This window comes from Algoriphagus sanaruensis (assembly GCF_001593605.1).
GTDB lineage: Bacteria > Bacteroidota > Bacteroidia > Cytophagales > Cyclobacteriaceae > Algoriphagus > Algoriphagus sanaruensis.
The window spans coordinates 1,587,447-1,611,893 of sequence record NZ_CP012836.1; the positions used below are offsets into that span (position 1 = coordinate 1,587,447).

A 24,447-nucleotide genomic window follows, 5' to 3' on the forward strand; every position below is an offset into this window, starting at 1 on the left:
GTTTATAAATTCATTTCAATATTTATCTTGTTAAATCATTAAAAGTTATTGTTATTCAGATAAATAGAAATTTATTTTTTATTGATTTTATTTTTAAAAATTTTATTTCTGAGGGGGATAATATTTTCTACCTCGATTATCTGAATGTTTGCCTTCATAAAAACCATTGTTACACATTTCGTAAGAAACTTGTTGAATGAAGTCTATACCAATTTTGTCAGCGGGCAAATTTAAGCCAATGTCTTCCTTAACCTTTTGGCCACAATCTTCCAATTCATCCAAATCAAAATTAGAAGGAAGTCCTACGCTACCTGATATTGCCTCTTTAGAAATTTCAACACATTCGCAATAACTTGGCTTTGCACAACCACTGATTATAAATGAAAAGGCAATGGGTACTATGAATTTTCGATGAACTTGAACTTTAAACATAGGTTAAATTTTGATAATTATTAAACTATTTTCGAAGTAACAAAAATCTTTTAACGCCTTTATTTTTGCTAATTTTTTTAGGTGAAATAGGTAAATCACCTGTTACCTAATTTTAAGACGTAATGGGCATTATGTCTAAAAACCTTAATTTAAAAGGTTTAAATGTCTTAAAATCTTTGAAATTTAAAAAATACAACTCCCCGCTTGGCGTAGTCAAATCACTGATTATAAACTGGGTGGAATTTGCAATTCCACCCTTATATATCTACCAATTTGTAATTCGTTATTCCTCTCATATCCTTACCAATTTTCAATTGGCTCTTTCTTAGGACTGGGTGTAGTTTGTAACTACACCCAAATATCTTTTCTATCAAGACAGTTCGGGAATTAATTAGCTGCTCCATCACTTCAACCCCTCCAAATAACTCACCAAATCCACCAATTCCTGTTCGCTTAGCGGGAAGGCTGGCATCAGGGATTCTGAGAGTTGGGTGATGGAGGTGATGTTTGCGAGCTTGTAGATAGTTTGGTCACTGCTACCGACGAGCTTCACGATCAGGTCGTTTTCGGTTTTGGAGTTGACGATGCATCGGATTTCCTTGCCGTCTTTAAATTTGACAAGTTGGGTTTCGTAACCGAATCCCATGCCTTCCGATGGATTGATGATCGCATTGATCAAGGCTTCTCGGCTTAGTTTTCCACCGATCTGGGTTAGGGCAGGACCGAAGTCCACGCCTTCATTTCCGATTTTATGGCAAGCCAGGCAGTAGGTGGAAGCAATGGATTTTCCTTTTTCCACTTCGCCTTTTGCAGACATCATTTTGATCAAATCATAGCCCTGAGCGATGCTATCGCCATATTTTTCTAAAGCAAGCACTCGGATGTTTCCATTCCAGCTGCTCATCAGGATTTTTTGTGCGATGGGTAATAGGTCGGAAGGAATTTGATCTGTTTTAGCCATTTCCCAGAGGAAAGGTTCAGACTGGTAGCCCTTGGCTTCTTCCATGGCGGCGGTACGGACAGCCGTGGAAGCTTGGTCGTTTTTCCAGAATTTGCTGAGCAGGGTTGCCATGTCAGGTGTGTCTACCGCGCCAAACTTGCGGATAGCGGCTATGGCCTTAACTTCATCTGAGTTTTTCATCGCTTGCTCAATTTCGCCCATACCATAAAGTGAAGCGAAAAGTCCGGCTGATTGATTGGCCAAGCCTCGGTTTTCCTCCTGATACACCAAGGCAAGCAATCGTTCCTTTTGGTCTTTGAGTTGGTATTTTCGGACGATCTCGAGGAAATCCCGATCGTCGGCAATTTCTCCCGCTTTGGCTTTGGATAAGTTGAGGAGTTGGACGTCTGGGTTTTTAGAGTCAAAAGCCGCTTGTCTCAGGATGATTACCTGATCTTCATTTTGGCCTTTGGCCAAGAGGTTTTTGAGGGTTTGGTTTTTCAAATCGGCAGTTTGGAAATCCAAAGCCCGGTAGTAGCGGTGATCTTCCGGACTGTTTTCCGCCAAGATCAGTTCTTCCAAAAGCGCTGGCGTACCCGCCGATCTTGATCTCCAAATCAGGTCTTTGGCCTCAGCAGAATTGCTCCAACCTTGACCAATTTTTGCCAGATAGGTAGGCAAATAGCTGTCCCAACGGAATTCCGCCGCGATGCCCAAGGCCTCCAAGTACCAGCGGTCACCGCTGCGATAGCCTTCGGCAAGTTTCAACCACACGTCGGAAGCATCCTCGTATCGGATGGCCACCGCTACTTCCCGACGCACCTGATCGGAAGGATCGGCTGCCATGCTTTGCAAGAATGAATGATCCTTCATTCCCTTGATTCGATAAGCTTTTACGGCTGCTACTCTGATATTTTCATCTGAATCTTTTGCGGCATTGCGAATGAATTCTTCTCCATTGGGCATGTGAATCAAGAGCCAAAAAGCACGTGCCTTCATTCTGGAGTTTTCCAGCCCATACATTTTTTCGAGGATCCCACGTGCTTCAGTTCCCTTCTTTTTGAGTGCCATAAAGGCATTAAAATGTACCGCTCGATTGGGGTTTTGCAGTAGCTCGACTAGCTCTTCATCCGTATTGTATTTTGGTTTTTCGATTTTGTATTGAGCTCTTTTGGGAGCAAGCCGATAAATCCTTCCTTTGTCCAAATCACCCACAGCATGGCCTCCCACTCCCGGATCATACCAGTCCGAAATAAAGAGAGATCCATCGGGCGCAACTGTTACATCGGATGGGCGAAACCAATTATCTCGTTTATTTCCATCCAAAATCTTAACCACTTCTCCGGTAAACCCTGCCCCTGAGGGCTGAACAGGATACATCCGGATTACATTCGGTCCAGCATCGGCATGAATGACTTGATTCTGATATTCTTCGGGAAGGAGTTTGCCTTCATAAACTAAAATTCCTGTGGGCGAACCCGCATAATTTTGAATCAAGTTGGGCACTACTCCGGGATCGTTGAGATGCCAGTGTTGACGCCACACAGAGTCCTCCATATTCACACGGCGGGTTCTCCAGTCGGCTTTGGTTATTTCGTCTTTGAATCCGTAGTTGCCGTAGTCCATCACGAAATTGATCCGCGTGGAGCGGTTGCCGTCGTCGTCATTGTCACTTTGCCACATGCGACCGTAGCTGTCCACAGCCACTTCGTAGTTATTTCGAAAGTTCCAAGCTAAGACCTCCGGATTGCTACCATCGGGATCGCAGCGAAAGACCATGCCTTCCTGGTAAGGAGCTGTTTCGGAAGAAACCGGTCTTCCCAACGGATCCAAAATAGGACTTCCGTCTGCATAGTGAAGACCTTTGCCTTCGTTTCCGTAATTGAAATAGAGTTTTCCGTCAGGTCCAAAAGTAAAGGCATGCATGCCGTGATCGTGTTGGACACCGCCTACTCCGGTGAAAAGGACCTCTTTTTTATCGGGCACATCATCTCCGTTTTCGTCGGTGAAGACAAAAACATTCGGGCTGACGGAGACGAAGACTTTATTGCCAAAGACTGCAATTCCCAAGGCCGCATTGATATCTGTACCTTGGTAGAAAACAGTAGATTTATCTGCTTGCCCATCCCCGTCGGTGTCTTCGAGGATTAGGATTCGATCCCCTTCAGCTTTGGTGGGATTCTTAGGATTAAGTTGGATACGGTAATTGTAGGCTTCGGTAATCCAGACCCGACCTCGGTCATCAATGTCCATGTTGGTCGGATTGGTGAGCATAGGTTCGGAAGCGAAAAGGGTCATTTGCAGCCGATCATCCAATACTTCAATTCCATCCAGCGCAAACTCTACCGAGCGTTTTTGCTCGTCAGTGAGGGCATCGTACTGTTCTTGGGTAAGTTGGGGCTTGGTGGTGTCGCAGGAAAAAGTCAACAGGCCAAGAGCGGCCAAGGCTAGAATAGGTTTTTTCATAGGTTTTTTGGGGTTATCAGCTTGATTTCTTTTGAAAATCAATTGCAATACAAAATAGATGGAATGCCCTTGAGATCAAAGGAGAAAGTTGAGGTGATTTCAAGATTGGATTTTACAATTGGGGAAAATTATGGAACACGGAGTCTCACTGAGGAATCACAGAGTACCATAGAGTTTTACTAAATCTGACAATTTATCTGAATCAATTTAAACTCAGAATACAGCATTGTATTCTGTCTCAAACCGGTGGAAAAATGCTACTGTCAGAAATGCCTTATAGCAGCTGGGATTTAGCTAGATATGGATTGAGTTTTTGCACTCCTTAATTCTCTCAATTTCTTACTATTTCAAAAAAATCACTAGCTCCTCCAAAGTGCTAAATCCCTGGTCTTTGTAGCGAATCAAAAAGGGTTCTGCTGATACCGAAACCGTCGAATCCAAGGTCTGAATCCCCGCTTTAATTAGCGCCTTTTCCACCCAAAAAGTCAACTCCTTCGGGCCTTCAATCGGTAGTTTCAAATCTTTTATTCCCATTTCCATTCTCCCACGGCTAAGGCTAAATCGATACTTATCGCTTGGAAGTAATTGATTGATCTGACTGGAGATAATTAAGTCTTCTGGCTTGCCGGAAATTAAAGGCGTGCCACAGTTGAGTAGCCAAAATCGATCAGCCGTCTCAATGGCTATGTCCAAATCATGGGTTACGACCAAAATCGCTTTTTGCTGGGAATGAGCGATATCCCTCAGCAATGTCATGATCTCAAAGCGATTGACCAGATCCAAATGGGCAGTTGGTTCGTCCAAAATCATCACTCGTCCATCTTGGGCCAAAGCCCGTGCAATCATTGCTTTTTGGCGTTGGCCGTCGCTGATTTCGCTGAGTCGTTCGTCTTGGAGGTAGGAGATTTTGGTGTCGGAAAGGGCTTTCTCGACGATTACTCGATCGGCGGTATTCAACTTTCCGGACCAACCTGTATGGGGCGTTCGGCCCAATGCTACCAATTGTCCCACAGTCATATTTCCTGGGAAAATCGGATCCGTCAATACTACAGCAATTCGTTTGGCGAGTTCTTCAACGGAAAAGTCTGTGATGGATTCCTGATCGAGTTGGATGCTTCCTTTCCAAGGATGGATTTGCCCCAAAATAGACTTGATGAGAGTGGATTTACCGACTCCATTGGGTCCGAGGAGGCAAGTGAGTTCACCAGAAAAAAGCTCAAAATGCAAGTCGGAAAGGATCTCCTTTTTTGCTTTTTGGTGGAAGTAGCCGAGGGAAAGACTTTTTCCAGAGAGGGCAATTGAGGTGGAGTGCTTCTTCATCGGATTAAAAGTCTTTGCTGAAGTTTTTTCTCAAAATCAGTGCAATCACGATCGGTGCTCCAACCAGAGAGGTGACTGCATTGATCGGGAGCGTGCTTGCCAAACCTGGCAATTGGCCCACCGCATCACAGAGCAATAGCAAAATCGCGCCGATCAAAGCCGAACCCGGGAACAAAATTCGATGATCCGAACTCTTCCAAACCATCCTCGCCAAATGGGGTACTGCAATTCCCAAAAAGGCAATCGGTCCACAAAAGGCGGTAATTCCACCTGCTAAAATTCCAGTACTCAAAATCATTACCCATCGCATTTGTCCGGTTCGGATACCCATGCTTCGGGCGTAGTTTTCTCCCAATAAAAGAGCATTGTAGGACTTGATGGAAAGAAAAACGGGCAGGCTTCCTAATCCGATCAGGACTCCCAATATCCAAACCTGGGACCAGCCCAATGCACCCAGACTCCCCATCGACCAGACGGTATAAAGCTTCAGTGCTTCTGCCCCTGAGAAAAAAGACAAGACCGAAACTACCGCTGAAACTGCGCTTCCAAACATCAACCCGACAATCAGCAAAGTCATGCTGTCCTTTACCCGCCAGGCCACCAAACTCACACCTGAAAGTACCAAACCCGCTCCCAAAATCCCGGCTGTGGCTATCGCCCAGGAACTAATTCCGCTCAGGACAAATCCCAATGCCGATCCAGCCAACATCAAAATAGCTACTCCCAATCCAGCCCCGGAACTGATCCCCAAAACAAAGGGTCCGGCAAGTGGATTTCTGAAAAAGGTCTGCATCTGTAATCCACTCAAGCTGAGTCCGATTCCGGCAAAAATGGCTACCAAAGCCTTGGGAAGACGGTAGTTGAGGATGATTTGCTCCCATGACGTTTTGGTCCAATCACCTGAAACCAATCCGCCTACAATTTCTCCGAAGGGAATCCACACCGAACCCATGCTCAGATTGAGCAGAAAGCTCAGTCCGAGGAGAAGGATGGTGATGGGAAACAGGTACGTTCGGAGAGTCATGGTAATTTCTGATAAAAATATAACTCATACTCGGGCAAAAGTTCCGGATGGAGGATTTTGATCAGGTCTTTGAGAATCAGATCGGGTCGCACATAGCCGAGTTCGAAGTATTCCAAGCCTCCTGTAGCTCCTTTTTTTGCAGTGTAGGTGTAGACCTGTCTTGTTTTCCAAGCTTGAAAATTTCGGTATCTGGGTTCATTGGTCCCCATGGTTTTGATATCCGGAAAGTCTGCCGAACCTATCCAAACCTCCGCTTCCGCCGCCCGATCGAGGACAAATTCATAGTTGAGTTGCAAGCTGCCAGAGCCCATTTGGTCAGAGAATACATAGTCTCCGCCCGCATTTTGAAGTATCTGAGCTCCCCAACTTTCGGAGCCCGGAGCGTACCAAACGTCCTGATACATGACCCCGCTAAGGACTTTCGGTCGATGGTAAGCAGGAATTTGATCGGCTAGCTTTTCAGCTTCCTGATAAGCGATTTTTATTTTCTCAAATTCAGCAACTGCCTCTTCATATTTCCCAAGTAAAATTCCCGTAAACTTGATCCATTCAGCTCTTCCTAATGGATTTTGCTCCACATATTCTCCATTGATCAGAGCTGGTATATTCGCTTGCGCAAAAAGATCTAAGTAGCGCAAATCTTCGCCTAATGTCGAAATCATAATCCAGTCCGGTTGCAGGTCGATGACCATCTCTGGGTTGGCTGATGGACCACTACCGAGGTCGGTGACTTTTCCCGCATCTATTCGGGCACGGGCAGCAACAGAGGAGATCAAATCGGTCTGTGGGAATCCAATCAATTTATTTGTTTCACCCATCATATCGAGGTGGGGAACCTGCGTGGTTGAGGTCAGAATTACCTTGGAAATCGGGAGCTGAACCACTGCATCAAAGCCTGTTTTTTCAACTTCGTTACCTTCGCCCAAAACCAAATACCGGTAGGTTTTTTCCGCACCAGTGTAGCCTTGGGTGACATGGATTTCCCAGAAGTTTTCCCCTCGAAACAGTTCAAACCCTTTGGCAAATTCCAATGGGACTAAGGTTTTTTCCAGAGCAGTTTCCGATTTCTTTCCGCAAGAAAAAATAAAAAACACCCATCCAAAAAAAAGGATATAAGGCGCTGGAAGAAAAGATGAAGTAAATTTTGAAAGGGGGCTTTTCATCTCCTGAAATGGGCGAAATTTTCCACCAAGGTAAACGCGATTTCTGCTGCTTTCCAAAATTTTTAACATTCTGAGGCTTTTCTGACGAATAAAAATCGCTTTACTTTGAAACGATTTTGGTTCCCAAACTAACTCTTGATTTTGGGTTGGAGCTTGGGATTAAAAGGGAATCCGGTGCGAAACCGGAGCTGTCCCCGCAACTGTAAGTCTGCCCCATCGCAACATGGGGAAGTACTTTTACACCACTAAGCCATTGAGCCGATCCTGATAGCTATCGGGACGACTTGAGAAGGCCGGTAAAAGTCAGACGAGCCAGGAGACCTGCCTAGATCAGCTGATTCTGTGCTTTCGGAGGAAAAGCGAAGAAGACTTGTCGATTTCTCATCCGACTTGGTCGGAGGTGAAACCATTCATTTCTTTCTTAATTTCTCTCAAGGCCGAATCGTTTGGACTAAACCTATTCGATCGGACATGCCCTTGGTGTTTTTGGTATTTTCCCTGTTTGGTTTTTCAACCTCACAGGATACGGTGGCCTTGGCTGAGGTGGCGGTATATGCGCCTGCCTTGGATCGTTTTGCTCAAGGGCAAAAGGTGATTTCCTTTGAGAAAAGGGACTTGGAGGCCTTTGCGGCTCGGTCCTTGGGCGATTTGCTTCAGGAAAAGTCGCCCGTTTTTGTTCGTCAATATGGGGCTGGGATGCTTGCTTCCCCATCTTTCCGTGGGACTTCGGCAGGTCACACGGCTGTTTTTTGGAATGGCCTGCCGATCAATAGCATCTCCCTTGGTCAAAGCGATTTAAGCATTTTGCCAATCCAGGCCATCGATCAGGCAGAAGTTCATTTTGGAAGTTCGGGAGCGCTTTTTGGCAATGAGGCCATCGGAGGAAGTGTACATTTAGGCACCAAGGCCCAATTTGGGCAGGGCTTCAAAGGGCGATTGAGTCAGACATTTGGAAGTTTTGGTTTAAAGAATTCTGCGATTTCTGCTGGGTTTTCTGGAAAAAGTTTTAGCTCCCAAACCAAGATTTACCGGCAGTTTGTGCAAAATGATTTCCCTTTTCGGGATCTTTCCAAGCCGGGAACTCCGGAAGTCAGAGCACAAAATGCCCAAACTAAGCAGACAGGATTTGTGCAAGATGCGGCTTGGAATCTTTTTGAGAAAAGTCAGCTGAAAGCTTCCCTTTGGTGGAATCGTGCTGATCGACAGATTCAGCCAGTGATGGGTTCGGCCACTCAGGACACCCAAGAAGATCAAAGTTGGCGAGCAGTTCTGGACTATTTCCGTTTTGGGGAAGGTTCGATTTGGAATGTCAAGGCCGGTTGGGTTTCCGATCAACTCATCTTCAATGCCAGCGAAAATCGCACTCGTCAATTTCTCTTGGCTACCGACTGGGATATCCAAAAAAATGAAAACTGGACGTTCAAAATCGGCACGCGAGGGACTTTTGCCAAAGGCGATCTGAGTACCTATTCTGCTTCGGACCAGCGACTTGAGTTGTATCAAAGTGCTAAATGGGATGCAAGTGATCGACTTTCAATTTCTGCAAATTTCCGTCAGTTGGCTTACCAGGATCAATTTGAACCCTTTCTTCCGGGATTGGGGATTGATTTTTTGATTTTGGAAGAAGGCAATCATCAACTTTTACTCAAAGCTTCCGCTGGAAAGGGATTCAAGGTGCCAACGCTGAATGACCGCTTTTGGAATCCAGGAGGAAATCCCGATTTGCTGCCTGAGAAAAGTGTGAATGGGGAAGTCGGTTTTCATTGGATCCAAACAGCAGCTTTTTCTTGGGAGCAAAGTTTGACTTATTATCGAATGCAGGTGGATAATTGGATCATTTGGCTGCCTCAGGGAAACATTTGGAGTCCACAGAATATCCGCGAGGTACAAAATCAGGGCTTGGAGTATCAAGGGAAATTAGCCTGGAAATCCGGTCAATGGAATTGGGAAGCCCGAGCAAGCTATACCTTTTTCCAAGCCTTAGATCTTACATCCGATGCTCAAAATCCACGGCAACTTCCCTACACGCCTGAGCATCAGGGCAACGGGAGCCTAGAGGCGGAGCGAAGCGGATTTTCCATCAATCTCTCCACTTTTTATGTCGGTCCTCGCTCCATCGGCACCGGTAATGTCCGAGTCTTGGATGGATATCAACTCTGGAATGCAGGTCTTTCATTTTCTCAACTCCGATGGAAAAAACTCCAGTTTCCGATCAGCTTTCAGGTACTCAACCTGCTGGATCGGGACTACCAAGTGCTTTATCTCCGGGCCATGCCCGGTCGATCTTTTCAAATCAATTTAACCCTTTTATTATGAAGTATTTGTTTAAAAACCAACTATGGGCTTTAGCCCTAATTACCCTGCTTTTTTCCTGTGAATCTGGAGGCGATGAACGACCTCTGGGGAAGTATGATACTGGAATTCTCCTGATGAATGAAGGAGCTTTTGGAGCCAATGACGGAGAAGTTTTTCATTTTGACCCGGCTTCCGGGACTTTGACCCAAAATATTTTTGAATTGGAAAATGGACGTCCATTTGCAGGATTGCTGGAAGATTTGGTTTTGGAAGAAGATCGGTTGTACTTAGTAGCCAATACAGGAAAAGTGGAGGTTGTTAATCCAGGTGACTTCAAATCTCGAGGCGCTGTAATTTCCGATTTGGATCAACCTAGATCCTTGGCTACGGCTCGTGGAAAGCTTTTTATTTCCGATTATGGACCTTATGATGCGAGCTATATGACTCCTGATTCTTATGTGGCAGTGGTTTCCGGTTTGGATGGAGGTCCGGTGAAAAAGAAAATCGAGGTTTCGAACAAGCCCGAGGATTTGTTTGCTTTTGGGAAATACGTGTTTGTAGCAAGTTCGGAGGAAAGCAAAATCGAAATAATCGATGCAGATACAGAAACGGTAACCAAAACGATTGAAGTGTTAGGAACTCCCGTTCAGTTTTTTGAGCAGCGCGGGGATTTGTGGGTATATTCTTATGATGCCGAAAATGTTTATTTCCAATCATTTCACCTCGATAATCTGACGAAAAAGAATTTTCTCCAGCTGGATATTGCAAATGCAACGAGTCGGATTGCTTTGGGAGAAGATGATCGGATTTATATTTTGACTAGTACGGGCTGGCCGGATTACAACGATGGAATCGCGGTGACTTCGATTTATGATACGACTTTGATTCCAAGCTGGAAAACAGGAACAGGGTTTTATGGAATCGGATATGATCAAGATCGGGAAGAAATCTACTTGGCCAATTCTAAAGGCTTCCAAGGCAATGGGGAAGTAACGGTGTATTCCAAAGATGGTTCCCTGGTTAAAACGATGGAAGTGGGACGAGGGCCATCAGGGATTCTGGTGAGGTAAAGAAGTTGGGAAGAATGGGAGGAAGGAAGCAGTCTCAGTGGCCAGTTTCGAAATAAAATTACCTCTTTAATAATTCTCTAATTTTTACTTTCATGATCTGTTGAAAAATTGAAGCCAGAAATCCTTCGCAATTATCCTCTTGGATTTTGATAAAGCAAAAGAGCTGCCTCGATCGAAGCAGCTCTTTTTTTTAATTCAATTTTTTGGACATGTTGTCCTCAAATTTTTCCAGAAGAGGAATGTAATCCTTTTGAATACGGTCTAAAAAATCATGTTGAGCATCCAATTCATAAACCGGATTATACTTGATTCGATCAATCACAATATCTAACCAAGCTTTCCCATCATCAATCAAATCTGCATGAAATGCTTCCGCAGTAAGATCGCGGCTTCCTGTAAAAGGACCTTTCCCCATCTTTTCAAAATACTTACCCATCAGCTTTAGCGCCAACTCATGGGTGATTTCAAAATTGATAATCAGCTCCCGATTGGATTCGTCTGAATTCAGTTTTTTAGCGCGCTGTGCATAGAGTTCCAATTCTTCTAATGCCTTGGAATACAGATCTAAACATTGTTCACAGGTTTGGGGCAGGGTTTTCATGGTTTATTCTTTGGTAGGAATATAGCCAAAATTGATGGGAAGAATCCTAGATTTTTCAATTATTACCTCACATTATAACTCTGCATAAATGGCTGTCCATTTGGAGCTACACCTTCCAATTTAAGTCTTCCGCTGAATTTTTCTAGGTATTCTCCAAGGGTTTTCGGGTCTTTGGCAGGCATCTCATTGACATGAGTTATAACGTATCCATCTCGGAATCCTAAATCTCGAAGGTAGCCTCGAGTCAGTGAACTGATTTTTACCCCATATGGGATTTTGAGTCGATCTTTTTCAATGGCATTGACGGCTTCTAATCGCGCTCCAATCAAGGCAGAGGAGTAATATTCGCGTTTGATAATTCCTGTGCCACCTTCTAGATTTTGTAGGGTGAGATTTACGGTTTTGCTTGCGCCATTTCTGGTGTACGAGACATTTATTTTGTCCCCAGGGTAATAATAGGAAAGTGCTTCCTCGAAGCTTCCTTTGCCAGTGATTTTCCAATCGCCGATTTGGGTAATGACGTCATTCTTTTGAAGTCCAGAGTTTTCGGCAGCACCACTTCTGAGAATGTGAGAAATAATAACTCCATCTAGATTTTTTAGCTCCATTTCTTCAGCTAGTTCAGGAGTTATTTCTACCACATCCATTCCCGGAATGGCCTTTTGTACCTCACCAAATTTGATCAAGTCGTTGGCTACTTTAATGGCTACATCTACCGGTACTGCAAATCCATATCCGGTGTATGAACCTGTTCGAGATAAAATGGCGGTGTTGATTCCCACCAATTCACCGTTAACATTGACAAGCGCCCCACCAGAGTTTCCTGGATTGATCGGTGCGTCGGTTTGAATAAAGCTTTCCAGAGGGAAATCCCCACCAAGGATATTGATTTGCCGCTCTTTGGCAGAAACGATTCCAGCCGTGACTGTGGAGGTCAGATTGAATGGATTTCCTACAGCGAGCACCCATTCTCCGATTTGGAGGGATCTGCTGGAGCCTCGTTTGATTTCTGGAAGGTTTTGGGCTTCAATTTTCAGGACCGCGATATCCGTGTTTTTATCTGTTCCGACCAGTTTGGCTTTGTAGGTACGTTTTTGGTGAACTACCTCGATGGTTTCCGCTCGATCAATTACATGGTTGTTGGTAATGATGTATCCGTCATTCGAGATGATTACACCCGAGCCAGTACTCACTTGCTGGGTGGGTCCTGTGCCAAAGAAGTAATCAAACATACTGTAGCGCCGATAGTCAGTTCCACTGAAGTTTTTGATGAATACGACCGATTCGGTACTGTTTTGAGAAGCTTCGATAAAAGAAAGTGGTGGATCAGTCCGAAGTCCAGAATTTGGTACCTTAGGCTGACTTGCCATTTGGGTAGGTACTTGTTCAAAACTATACTCGTCCTGAGAGGACCGTTTTTCAGGACTTTGAAACGACATCCAAAGAGCCGCCCCAAGTATCCCTGAGGCGAAAGGAATAGCAACTGATTTCAAAATGGTGTTCATGGTATTTATTTTACTGGTGAACTGAAAATTGGTTGGCTAAGGCCGAAAGGATTCACAAATTTTAAGGACTTACGGCCGACTTTGAAAATCAAAAATTGTCCCAAATGGTAAAATGTGACGGAGTGTACAAGGAAAACTCAGTCCAATTGGTAATTTTGTCAGCATCAGACGCAACCTTCCGTTGATCGGAAGGTTTTTGTTTGGTACTAAAATCCTTTTTAATGTCAGAACCCAAACGTATTGCAATTCTAGGAAGTACCGGAAGTATTGGTACACAGACGCTAGATGTTATCCGGCAGCATCCTGAGGATTTTCAGGTAGAAGTATTGACGGCCCAAAATAACTGCGATTTACTGATTGCCCAGGCTTTGGAGTTTCAGCCCAATGCAGTCGTCATCGGTAATGAGAGCAATTATCAAAAGGTTAAAGAAGCCTTACTTCCGCATGACATCAAGGTTTTTGCCGGACAAAAAGCAATTGCTCAAGTAGTGGAGATGGATACCATAGATGTGGTTTTGACCGCCTTAGTGGGTTATTCCGGTTTGATTCCTACGGTGCATGCGATCAAGGCAGGAAAACAAATTGCGCTAGCAAATAAAGAGACGTTGGTTGTGGCAGGAGAAATCATCACCGCTTTGGCAAAAGAAAACGGGGTTAATATTTATCCCGTGGACTCGGAGCATTCGGCGATTTTTCAGTGTTTGGTCGGAGAGTTTCACAATCCGATTGAAAAAATCATCCTTACCGCCTCTGGAGGACCATTTCGAGGTAAGGACCGGGAATTTCTCCAAACAGTAACCCGTGAGCAAGCTTTAAAGCATCCCAATTGGGATATGGGCGCAAAGATCACGATCGACTCAGCGTCTTTGATGAATAAGGGCTTGGAGGTGATCGAGGCTAAATGGTTGTTTGGGTTAAAGACGGAGCAAATTGAAGTGGTGGTACATCCGCAGAGTATTATTCATTCCTTGGTGCAGTTTGAAGATGGATCCATCAAAGCACAACTTGGGCTGCCTGATATGCGTATTCCCATCCAATTTGCCTTGAGTTATCCTCATCGGTTGAAAAGCGATTTTGAACGATTCAACTTTGCCAAATATCCAAATTTGACCTTCGAACAGCCGGATATGAAAACGTTCCGGAACCTTCAACTGGCATTTGACGCTTTAGCAAAAGGAGGCAACTCCCCTTGTGTGCTAAATGCGGCAAACGAAGTAGCTGTGGCGGCGTTCTTGAATCGGGAAGTAGGATTCTTGGAAATGTCGGATTTGATCGAGGAGACGATGACTCAAACCGAATTTATTTCCCATCCGACCTTGCAGGATTACATCGATACTGATCAGCGAGCAAGAGAACTAATTGAAAATTTAATTAAGTCAAGAGTATAAATGGAAACATTAATTATGGTGGGCCAGCTACTCCTAGGATTGTCAATCCTAGTGGGTCTTCACGAGCTGGGTCACTTGCTTACCGCCAAGCTATTTGGCATGAGAGTGGAAAAATTCTCCATCGGATTTCCTCCGAAAATTGCAGGATTCCAATGGGGTGAAACGGAGTATTCAATAGGAGCGATTCCTTTGGGAGGATTTGTAAAAATCTCCGGAATGGTCGATGAATCCATGGATACTGCCCAGCTAGCATCAGAGCCCCAGCCTTGGGAGTTTCGGGCAAAACCAGCTTGGCAACGTCTGATCGTGATGCTCGGAGGGATTATTGTCAATGTGATTACCGGGATTGTGATTTTCGTAGTTCTGGTTTGGAACAACGGAGAGACCTATTTTTCTAGAGATCAAATCATCGAAAATGGAATAGTCGCCAATGAATATGCAGAGGCGATAGGACTTCAGACTGGTGATAAAATTTTAGATATCAATGGGGATCCTTACAATAGCATTTCAGATCTAACTAGCGGCTCTGCACTTCTGAGTGAAAACGGGTATTACACCGTAGATCGAAATGGGGAAATTATCCAAGTTGAGATCCCACGAGGATTTATCAATACGTTCAATTCAGAAGACGCTTTTAGCAAATTTGTGACGATCCGTGTTCCTTTTGAAGTCGGGATTGTTGATGAAGGAAGTGGCGCTGAAGCTGCTGGAATCGCAGTTGGAGATGAAATTATCGCCGTCAACAATCAAGCAATTCAGTATTTCGATCAGATGCAAGCTGCACTTCAACCTCTCAAAGGTCAGACGGCACAAGTGGTGAGAAGACAAAATTCGAAAGTGGATACCTTAGCTATCCCAGTAACCGAAGAAGCTCGAATTGGGATTGCTATCAAACCTTTGATCGAGCCAGTTAGAAGAGAATATGGTTTTGGAGAGGCGTTGTCAAAAGGGACTTCAAGAGCATTTGGTGTGGTCATCGTAAACGCCAAAGCATTGGGTAAAATGTTTACTGGAGAAGTATCTGCAAAGAATGTGAGTGGCCCAATTGGAATGGCAAAAATTTACGGGGCTTCTTGGGATTGGATTAAGTTTTGGAGTATCACAGGATTGATTTCAATGATTTTAGCCTTTATGAATTTGCTGCCGATACCAGCATTGGATGGAGGTCATGTGATGTTCTTACTTTATGAAATGGTTTCAGGTCGAGCACCTTCAGATAAGTTTTTGGAAAATGCACAAAAAGTTGGAATGGTCATATTGTTAGCACTGATGGTGTTCGCAATTGGCAATGATATTTTGAAGCTTTTCAGCTAATCCATAAAAAATCAGTAGTAAGGCCCGAAGTAATTCGGGCTTTTTTATTTGCTGATTTTCAGAGGAGTATTAAATTTTTAAAACTGCCGAGATAGAATTTTTTTCAGATTGAGAATCTTGAGCTACATTGAAACTAGTTTTTTCACGCAATCAGGAACACTAAACTAACTTTATCACAGTATGGGCTTTAAATCAATGCAAAATGCAGCTCTGCTCTTTGCTATTTTGATTTCTTTCCTTACCCCCTTGGCCTCATTTTCCCAATCTGAAATACCGGATGTGGACTTTGTGCTGATGAAGAATGGGAGGAGATTTGACGGATCAGTAATTCGGAAATTAGGTCAATTGGATTTCGATCGAATTGAGTTTTTGAGAAGAGGGGAGACCACTTCCTATGGTCCAGAGGATATTTCTGGATTTGGATTGGGTTCGGGTGAATACTTTGAAACCATGAAATTGCCGGATGGAGAGCAGGAGGTTTTTGCTCAGATTTTAATTGGGGGGTCAATCCGATTGGTTCGAAAGAATGGAATTTACTATGCGGGTGGTGCAGACCGACTCGAAAAATTAGAGGATCAAATCAGCCTACCCAAAAGCGAAGGAGTAAAAGTTTCTTCCAGACACCTGCCATATGTGACTACTTTGAATACCTTGATGGCCGGAGATTGTCAGGGGAAAATTTATCCATTAATTCAGCGAACAAAGCTTCGGGAAGATGATTTGGTGTGGTTGTTTACGAAGTATTACGATTGTGAAAAGTCAGAATACACGTATTATGGACAGCTCCGTCCGGATTATTTGATTTCCCCAGTAATCAGAGCTACTGTTTTTCAATCGGGAATCAAGACTGCCCAGCTTACAGGTGATCGAATCGACAATTTTCAAACCTCCATGGCCTTTCAAGGCTATGCGGGATTTCGCTTGCATAGTTTTAGGAATTCTCCGAGGATGGGAATTGAGGCTGGCATTGGCTATGACCTTGTTCCTCTTTCGATCGAATCAGAGTTAAAGGCGAATTTGGGGAGATTTACCGGAACCCAAGAAATGTCTGTTTCCCTGATTAGTATTCCAATTACCTATCAATACATTCTTTCCAAAGTAAAGAACAGGGAGATTTATCTTCATGTGGGAAGCGGATATGCATTTTCCAAAACTTCGGTTAGTTACGCCATTCAGGACATTGCTTATACCAATTTTCCTTACACCATACTGGAAGAAGGTGAATTTGGTCGAGTGAAGCGTGGTATTACGTTTTTTCATGGCGCAATTGGGCTACAAAAATCCTTCAAAGAAAAAGGGATTTTTGGCGTAAGTATTCAGGGTAGATATCTGCCCAAATTTTACAGTATTGAAATCAATAACAACAATTCAGTTTATCATCGTATCGATGCTGGATTGGGAATCACGTATGTTTTTTAAATCCATGAAGACACTTCGTTATCTCTTTGCCATAGCTTGGGCTATTAGTTTGTTTTCTTGTGAGGGTCAGGAGGAGATTGGTCCAAGAACCAACCCTAGATTCAGTGTCGCTTCCATTCAGGAAATTTCCGAAAATGGGGTTCAATTTGGAGCCAATATCTATGAGTTTGGTTCTGATCAGGTACTGGAATATGGCTTTGTTTATTCCAGAAATTCCGTAACACCCACTCTCGAATCGGATGATTACGTCAGTGCCGCCGGAAAACCAGACAAGACATTTTCATTGACTGCCAAGCATTCTTTGGCATTAGGCGCCACTTACTATGCTGCAGCATTTTTGAAAACTGATCAAGGCGTGGTGTATTCCAAGTCAGAAAAATTTGTAAGTCAGGGTTCTCAAGGGTTTTTGATCACAGCGGTTGAGTGGCCGGAAAAAATCTATAAAGACCAACGATTGATTATTCGTGGACAGCGGCTAAGTAAAGTTCCAAGCAACTATACGCTAAGTGTGGATATTTACTCCTTATCCTTTACACTATTGGACTCCAATACCATTTCTGCTGAATTGCCGTCTTTATTGCTGACGTCTACTACAGGGAGAGAAAAAGAGGTAGAACTGAAACTTTCAATAGCGGGACGAGAATATCGTGAACGCAAAGTGCTCCAATTCGAAGATGCGCAATTTACTTCTCAACCGACCCAAAAGATTGATTTTGATGAGGAGGTAATCATCCGTGGGGATTATTTGGATCAAGGAGCTATAAACCTCCAATACAACTCAGTGGGGATATCCAATATCACCGCTAGAAATAAGCAAGAGCTCCGATTTTCCCCCTACTTAGACAAGACCTTCTTTGAAGGCGATGTTGCCAGTCCAGATTTGAAACTAACCATGCGAGGTGTGGAGTATAATTTGGGAAAAGTATTTGATCTCAATCCGAGCAGAGTTACAGATTCTGAACTTATTCTGGATGGCTTTAAAGAAGTAATCCGAGGAGGAAATTTCTCCAATAAAGAATCAGGTGAGCGTAATCAGTTTATCGATGAGTCGGGAAAGGAAGTCTTTTTGGGACAGGGGGGATTTTATAAGGATAGTTTGGTTCTATATCCTTCCGATATCACATTTCCTGCGAGAGAAATGAAGGTTAGGGTCAAGAATTTTGGGAAGTTTTCAAATCCAATTACTGTAAAAGTGAACTATCCCTCCATTCGCGTTCCCGTGAATTGGGAGGATGAGGGGACTTTTAATGCAGTTCAAAAAGGAGTCATTCAACGCGGAGACTTTGGCTTTACCCTTACTATGGATGGGATCTTAAGGCATTCCCTGAAAGAGACCTATCGTACTGCGCTTTATGATCGCTTGCCGACTGATTTTCGGATTCGAAACTATTCTATTTTTCAAGCGACTGAGAACTTTTTCATTATCGGTGGTGGAAAAGATTATGGTCAGGCTAAAGGTCCCGTATTCGTTTATTCTGTCAATGATAGATCTTGGGTTAATTTAGGGCAATTTCCTGAGGGGATAGATTCCTTCCAAGCTAGTTACGAGGTGCCTGATGGGTTGATTTTTGAGCAAGGATTATTTATTGATTACGAAGGCGTAGGAAATGTATTTAATTCTCAAGCCTGGCTTTATTCATTTAAGACTAAATCCTGGACCCGATTGACGGATTCCGCATTGACTAGATCCAATTTAACCTTTGCTTGGAATACTCAATTATTTTCCATCTCCTATATGGAGGATACTGGCCAGTATGGGTTATACAGAAAAGTATCTCCAAATTCCCCTTGGGTACTGGTCAAACTGGTGGATCAGCAGTTAGGATATTTTATGCAAGGAAATCCGCCGATTATCAATGGGAAGGCCTATTTGTTTTCTATCTATACCTCGATCAAGGAATTGGATCTGACCACTTTTGAGATGAGGGATCTGAGAGTTGGAGATTTTGGGTATGATAGATCAATGGCATTTACCCAAGGAAAATCCGTCGTATTGATAAGTCCCTATAATGGATTTGATATTCGGCCAGATCTGATTAAAGAGTAACAAAAAAGGGAAACCAGAAGTGGTTTCCCTTTTTTGTTAAACCTTTTTGAAGTGAAACTTATTCAAAAATACGTTAAAGCAAAATTTTTAAACGAATTGGATCAATTATTTTAAAATAATCAATTAATTAATTGTGTTTTTTTGATAATTTATAATTTATTATTTAACTATTCATATTTTATAAATGTTTGTAAAAATGAATATTTAGTCATAATTGCATTATGGATTAATTTTATATATTTATAAATATTATTTTTCTTTTGAGTATTTAATTTTGAAGATAATGTCTTGAAAAAGTGATTTAGCTCAGTATTTTTGATCATTCTTTAAAGAAAATACATAAATGAAGTCAATTGATTTTCAAAAAATCAAATCCCAATTTTTGACCCAGTTGGATTTTAATTCCACTCGAGGAAGACTTCTATTTTTAGGATTTTCTTTAATCGTATTCTGTGTGACTTTTTTGGTGATTTATCGATTTATGGCTGTGCATCCTCAAGAGCCATCGGAAGAAGAAATAATTGAACTTGACTCGATTGCTGCAAAAGCCAGAGATTTGACCAGAGTAAATCCTCGAGAGTCCTTGACCTTGACCTTGGAATTATTGTCAAAATCTCAAAAGTCTAATTATCAAAGAGGATTAGGAAATAGCTATCGATTACTAGCACTTGCCTCTGTTCAGGCTCGGAATTTTGTGCTGACTCAAGAGTATATTCAAAAAGCCAAGGAAATATTTATCGAGCTTAATGATTACTCTGGACTAGGAGATTTGGAAAATACATACGGGAGTCTCTTCATTTATATGGGAGATACGGTCGATGCGATCGGACCGTTCAGAAGAGCTTATGAGATTTATTCTCAATTAGACAGGAAAGACCGAATGAGAGTTGCTGCTTTCAACTTAGCATTTTCGTATTCAGCCATTCCCAATCTAGATTCTTCAAGGTACTTTTTGGAAATTTCAGAAAAGCTCAAGACCAGAAAAGAGGAAGTGCCAGGATTCGGAATTACTCAAGGGCTAAGAGGGAAAATTGCCTATTTGGAAGGTGATTTTCCGAAAGCAAAACAGAGTTTTCAGGATGCCTTAGCCTATTACTATGACAATAAAGAACAAGAGAGCTTTGTAGCCTTTTTTGAATCCATTTTGTTTTTGGCAAGGATGTATGAAGCAGAAGGTGACTTGGATGCCGCACAAGAAATCTTAATTAAGGGTACTACCTCTGAATCCATTTATTTATCCGAATCTTTATCTCGCCAGATTTATATTCACTTGATTAAGATTTATGAAAGTAAAGGAGACTATTTAAGTGCTTATGAGGTTTTTTGGGAGAAAGAGCGGTTTGAGGCTGAATTGGAGCGAAGAAAAGTCGAATTGTCTAAAAATTTCTCTGCCGAGCTAACCTTATTCCAGGCCTTTCAAATTGAAAATGATCAATTGTCTGGTCGCTTAACGCTAATCAATAGGTTTATCCTTCTGGGGGGCTTATTTACCTTTTTCTTGATATTGTTATTTGTCCGCTTACTCTTCCTAAATGCTAAGAATAAGGAGTTGAAGCTTTTGGTGGAGAAGTCGCATGAATTGGCAGATATTTCTACGTTTCATATCAAAATCGATACAAATTTAGATCTTGATATTTTTAGCACGACTCCTACCGCATTAAATGTTTTGAAGCTAAGCGCAGTCTCGAAGGATATTACAAAAATACCTCTCACGAGGCTATTAGATGAATCTGAGATTGAACGAGTCAGACAGGTTGGTTTGGAATATGGGGATACCAATCGTTTTTTTAACGAGGAATTTAGAATCACAAACCTGGCGAATGAAGTAAAAATTCTTCGATTGATTGGAAAAGTGTATGGGGAAGTTGACGGTTACGTGATTCGAGGGATTCTATTAGATAAAACTTTGGAGACTCAGGCGCTGGAAACAATTCAGCTTAACCTCGAAAAGGAAAAGGCACTGAAGGAGTTGAGAGGCCAAATGATGCACATGACTTCCCATGAGTTTAGGACTCCACTTTCCATTGTTTCCAATGCAGTCGAGTTGGTGGGCTTACAAATCCCAAAAGTTCCTAACCTTGAGCTTCAAGAAAAACTCGAGCGTACCATTTCTTCTGCAAGATCCAATATCTCAAAGTTGGTTAGTATGCTAGACGAATTGCTCCTATATGAGCGTCTTCAAAGCGACGAATTTGAATTGAACTTTGAATCTGTAGAACTTACTTCTTTCTTGAGTGTCCTAGTGGATGAAGTGATTGAGGGTAAAAATCCTCAGCCTAAAGTAGAATTCCATTTTCCAAAAATGGGATTGAATCTTACTTCCGATCGGAAGCTGTTGTATCATATCACATCCAATCTCTTATCCAATTCAATCAAGTATTTGGACAAAGATCTGCCGATTGAAATTTATTTGGAGAAAGATAGCACCCATATTCATTTACGAATCAAGGATCAAGGTATTGGTATCCCTGAATCGGATATTGAGCGATTATTTACTCCTTTCAAAAGAGCTTCGAACGTTGGAGACAGGCAGGGAACAGGTTTAGGATTATCCATTGTGAAGCGAATGGTAGACCGTTTGGGAGGTACGCTTCTAGTGGAGTCCAAAGTGGGTGAATACACTCAGTTTACAGTCTCCTTTCCTAACGCTTGATTTTAGTTAGGATTGAATCCTTTAAATCTTTCTTTTTATTCGAAGTAAAGTCCCTGATTCCGGCCTTTATTTTTTGAGCTTGGGTATTCCAATGCAAGCCAAATTGCGTTAAGTTTGAATTATTCCGATTTTCTGAAAGCTGAATCTTGATAGAAGGTATTTGCTGTCAATTTGGCTAATTTTCCATTTGGCATCGGGATTGAAACTTTATTCTGCCAATCAAATCAATTAGGTTTAGTTTTGTTAAACGGCCATTTCTTGACAGCAAGTCTGTCAATCTGTCTATATGAGTCAATCTGAAAAAACACTATTTCAAAATCTTTTCAATGGAGATTACGCCGGAGAAGGAGATCTAATTCAACTGATCACGGATGAAGACGAGGATCAATTGGGAAAAGAAGAGTTTGCTGAAGAAATCCCAATTCTTTCCGTGCGAAATACCGTTTTGTTTCCTGGGGTAGTTATTCCAATAACGGTTGGTCGGCAGCGATCCATCCGTTTGGTGAAGAAGGCCTACAAGGGTAATAAATTGATCGGCGTGTGCGCGCAAATCAATCCCAATAATGATGATCCTTCTTGGGAGGATATTTACCATACCGGCACTTTGGCCAAAATCATCAAGATGATTGTTCTCCCTGATGGAAATACAACCATTATTATTCAGGGAAAAAAGCGTTTTGCAATCCGTGAAACGGTAACCGATGATCCATATTTTATTGCCAAGGTGGATTATTTGGAAGAGAATTTCCCGAAGAATTCCAAGAAGATCAAGGCCCTAGAGGAGTCTCTCAAAGATGCCGCAACCAAGATTCTTCACCTGAATCCGGAGATTCCAAGGGAGGCTCAGGTGGCATTGGATAATATTGACAACACTCCTTTCCTGACTCATTTTCTTTCTTCGAATATCAATGCTCCAGTTGAGTCAAAACAACGCTTGTTGGAAATCAATGATGGGGTGGAGAGGGCTACACTGCTTCTGGAATTTATGATGAAGGATATCCAAATGCTGGAGCTCAAATCAGAAATTCAAAAGAAAGTTCATACGGATATCGATCAGCAACAGCGAGATTATTTCCTTCGTCAGCAAATGAAAGTGCTCCAAACAGAACTTGGTGAAGAAGGTCCTGAGAAGGAAGTCGAAGATCTAAGAGCGAGAGGAGAGAAGAAAAATTGGCCACCGGAAGTCAAAAAGCACTTTGAAAAAGAGCTGGATAAGATACTTAGAATCAATCCAGCTGCAGCAGAATATCCCATCGCACTCAACTATGCGGAAACGATGGTGGATTTGCCTTGGAATGAGTTTACCCAAGACAATTTTGACTTAAGACATGCCCGTGAGATTTTGGATGCTGACCATTTCGGCTTAGAAAAAGTAAAAGATCGAATCATCGAATATTTGGCTGTACTCAAACTTAAAAATGATCTCAAAGGACCTATTCTGTGTTTGTATGGCCCTCCTGGAGTTGGTAAAACTTCCCTTGGAAAATCAATCGCAGCAGCCTTGGGTCGGAAGTACATCCGTATGTCCTTGGGGGGGCTTCATGATGAAGCAGAAATCCGAGGGCACCGAAAAACCTATGTGGGTGCCATGCCTGGTAAGGTGATTCAAAACATGAAAAAGGTGAAAATCTCAAATCCGGTTTTTGTACTGGATGAGATAGATAAGCTTTCCTCTGACTTTAGAGGAGATCCTTCTTCCGCTTTTTTGGAAGTACTTGATCCTGAGCAAAACAGCACCTTCATGGATAACTACCTGGAGGTGGAATATGATTTGAGCAAGGTATTATTCATTGCCACGGCAAATTCATTGGATACAATTCAGCCGGCATTAAGAGATCGGATGGAGATCATCGAGGTCACTGGATATACGCAGGAAGAAAAGTTAGAGATAGCTAAACGGCACCTAGTTCCCAAACAACGAAAGGAGCATGGGCTCAAATCGAAAGATGTGACTTTTGAAAAAGCAGCTTTGGTAAAGATTATTGAGGATTATACCCGAGAATCTGGAGTCAGAAGCTTGGAGCGTGCAATTGGGAAGGTCATTCGAAATATCGCCAAATCTATTGCGATGGAGGAGGAATATAACTCCAAGGTGACTTCTGAGGCCGTTAGAAAGATTTTAGGAGCTGAAATTTTTGATAAAGAAATTTATCAGGACAATAGCACCGCCGGAGTGGTAACAGGCCTAGCTTGGACGTCAGTGGGAGGTGAAATTCTATTTATTGAATCTAGTCTGAGTAGGGGTAGAGGTAAATTGACTTTATCTGGTCAATTGGGTGAGGTCATGAAAGAGTCAGCGATGACTGCCTTGTCTTACCTCAAGTCCAAAGCAGATCAATTGGGGATTGACCATCGGGTATTTGATCAATATGATTTGCATATCCACGTGCCAGCAGGAGCAGTTCCGAAGGATGGCCCATCTGCCGGGATTACCATGCTCACAGCGATGGCTTCAGTTTATACGCAGCGAAAGGTAAAGGCTAAAGTAGCCATGACTGGTGAAATCAGCCTGATCGGAAAAGTGCTTCCAGTCGGCGGGATCAAGGAAAAAATCCTTGCTGCCAAGCGTGCAGGAATCCGGGAAATTATCCTTTGTAAGAAGAACCTTCGTGATATCGAAGAAATAGATGCACAATACATTAAAGGAATCCAATTCCATTTTGTCGATCGGGTGGATGAGGTGCTTGAAATCGCTCTGACCAAAACAAAGGTGGATCAACCATTAAAATTTAGCTTCTCATCCAAGACCAAATCTGGCAACTGATAAGAAAGTCTCCTTAGGAATGAGGAGACCCTTTTCATTTTAGCCC

General features: G+C 42.7%; 15 protein-coding genes and 1 riboswitch. Of the genes, 8 read left to right on the forward strand and 7 right to left on the reverse strand.

Annotated elements, in window-relative coordinates; all coding sequences use genetic code 11:
• Window positions 1-102 precede the first annotated feature (102 nt).
• From AO498_RS07090 to AO498_RS07115, 5 genes are all read right to left on the reverse strand, one after another.
• On the reverse strand, window positions 103-432 hold the full coding sequence (locus tag AO498_RS07090; protein ID WP_067545233.1) for a hypothetical protein: 330 nt from the start codon (window positions 430-432) through the stop codon (window positions 103-105).
• A gap of 403 nt (window positions 433-835) precedes the next feature.
• Window positions 836-3,838 (reverse strand): PVC-type heme-binding CxxCH protein, encoded by a 3,003-nt coding sequence (locus tag AO498_RS07100; protein WP_067550321.1) that lies wholly within the window; start codon window positions 3,836-3,838, stop codon window positions 836-838.
• A 342-nt stretch (window positions 3,839-4,180) separates the two neighbouring features.
• Window positions 4,181-5,158: an ABC transporter ATP-binding protein gene (locus AO498_RS07105; protein ID WP_067545240.1), complete on the reverse strand. Its 978-nt coding sequence runs from the start codon at window positions 5,156-5,158 to the stop codon at window positions 4,181-4,183.
• A gap of 4 nt (window positions 5,159-5,162) precedes the next feature.
• The gene (locus AO498_RS07110) at window positions 5,163-6,182 is read right to left on the reverse strand and encodes an iron ABC transporter permease (RefSeq protein WP_067545243.1); all 1,020 of its coding nucleotides are present in this window, start codon (window positions 6,180-6,182) and stop codon (window positions 5,163-5,165) included.
• Window positions 6,179-7,213, reverse strand: a complete 1,035-nt coding sequence (locus AO498_RS07115; protein ID WP_236778648.1) for an ABC transporter substrate-binding protein — start codon at window positions 7,211-7,213, stop codon at window positions 6,179-6,181. The genes AO498_RS07110 and AO498_RS07115 overlap by 4 nt, the downstream gene beginning before the upstream one ends.
• Before the next feature lie 232 nt (window positions 7,214-7,445).
• A riboswitch (cobalamin riboswitch) is annotated at window positions 7,446-7,688 on the forward strand.
• Between AO498_RS07115 and AO498_RS07120 the strand changes: the two genes are divergently transcribed.
• Both AO498_RS07120 and AO498_RS07125 read left to right on the forward strand, forming a co-directional pair.
• Window positions 7,688-9,661: a TonB-dependent receptor plug domain-containing protein gene (locus tag AO498_RS07120; protein WP_067545246.1), complete on the forward strand. Its 1,974-nt coding sequence runs from the start codon at window positions 7,688-7,690 to the stop codon at window positions 9,659-9,661. It overlaps the preceding riboswitch by 1 nt.
• A complete protein-coding gene (locus AO498_RS07125; protein ID WP_067545248.1) occupies window positions 9,658-10,710 on the forward strand; it encodes a YncE family protein in 1,053 nt (350 codons plus the stop codon). The genes AO498_RS07120 and AO498_RS07125 overlap by 4 nt, the downstream gene beginning before the upstream one ends.
• Before the next feature lie 190 nt (window positions 10,711-10,900).
• Here AO498_RS07125 and AO498_RS07130 read toward each other — a convergent pair whose 3' ends face one another.
• Both AO498_RS07130 and AO498_RS07135 read right to left on the reverse strand, forming a co-directional pair.
• On the reverse strand, window positions 10,901-11,311 hold the full coding sequence (locus AO498_RS07130; RefSeq protein ID WP_067545252.1) for a nucleotidyltransferase substrate binding protein: 411 nt from the start codon (window positions 11,309-11,311) through the stop codon (window positions 10,901-10,903).
• Between the two features lie 62 nt (window positions 11,312-11,373).
• On the reverse strand, window positions 11,374-12,816 hold the full coding sequence (locus AO498_RS07135) for a S1C family serine protease (RefSeq protein WP_067545255.1): 1,443 nt from the start codon (window positions 12,814-12,816) through the stop codon (window positions 11,374-11,376).
• 221 nt (window positions 12,817-13,037) lie between these two features.
• Between AO498_RS07135 and AO498_RS07140 the strand changes: the two genes are divergently transcribed.
• From AO498_RS07140 to lon, 6 genes are all read left to right on the forward strand, one after another.
• Window positions 13,038-14,204 carry a 1-deoxy-D-xylulose-5-phosphate reductoisomerase gene (locus AO498_RS07140; RefSeq protein ID WP_067545258.1) on the forward strand — a complete coding sequence of 389 codons (1,167 nt, stop codon included), beginning with the start codon at window positions 13,038-13,040 and terminating at the stop codon, window positions 14,202-14,204.
• Window positions 14,205-15,518: an RIP metalloprotease RseP gene (gene rseP, locus AO498_RS07145; protein ID WP_067545261.1), complete on the forward strand. Its 1,314-nt coding sequence runs from the start codon at window positions 14,205-14,207 to the stop codon at window positions 15,516-15,518.
• A 180-nt stretch (window positions 15,519-15,698) separates the two neighbouring features.
• Window positions 15,699-16,937, forward strand: coding sequence for a hypothetical protein (locus tag AO498_RS07150; RefSeq protein WP_148660196.1), 1,239 nt, complete (start codon window positions 15,699-15,701; stop codon window positions 16,935-16,937).
• 4 nt (window positions 16,938-16,941) lie between these two features.
• A complete protein-coding gene (locus tag AO498_RS07155; RefSeq protein WP_148660197.1) occupies window positions 16,942-18,984 on the forward strand; it encodes a Kelch repeat-containing protein in 2,043 nt (680 codons plus the stop codon).
• 343 nt (window positions 18,985-19,327) lie between these two features.
• Window positions 19,328-21,637, forward strand: coding sequence for an ATP-binding protein (locus tag AO498_RS07160; RefSeq protein ID WP_067545269.1), 2,310 nt, complete (start codon window positions 19,328-19,330; stop codon window positions 21,635-21,637).
• A 286-nt stretch (window positions 21,638-21,923) separates the two neighbouring features.
• Complete coding sequence (lon, locus tag AO498_RS07165; protein ID WP_067545272.1) at window positions 21,924-24,401, forward strand: endopeptidase La; 2,478 nt, start codon at window positions 21,924-21,926, stop codon at window positions 24,399-24,401.
• The last annotated feature ends 46 nt before the right edge of the window (window positions 24,402-24,447 follow it).